Source organism: Sulfitobacter sp. 15WGC, from assembly GCF_005068605.1.
GTDB lineage: Bacteria > Pseudomonadota > Alphaproteobacteria > Rhodobacterales > Rhodobacteraceae > Sulfitobacter > Sulfitobacter faviae.
In genome coordinates, this window is record NZ_SZNL01000230.1 from 1 (window position 1) to 249 (window position 249).

1 pseudogene is annotated in these 249 nt (G+C 63.9%); it reads right to left on the reverse strand.

The features are described 5' to 3' along the window. Nucleotides 1–249, reverse strand: a pseudogene (locus FCK22_RS18665) (acyl-CoA dehydrogenase family protein); the annotation flags it as partial.

Consider the following 249-nt stretch of genomic DNA (forward strand, 5'->3'; position numbering starts at 1 on the left):
TGTAGGCGTTGCCCTCGCGGATCGCCTTAGTTTTGATGCGCTGCACGTCCGAGCCGGTCGAGGGTTCGGTCATCGCCAGTGCGCCGACCAGCTCGCCCGAGACCATCTTGGGCAGCCAGCGTTTTTTTCTGGTCCTCGGTGCCATAGGCGAGGATGTAATGCGCCACGATGCCGGAATGGATGCCGTGGCCCCAGGAGGCGAGGTTGGCGCGGGAGCCTTCGATCAGGATCGCCGCCTCATGGCCGAAA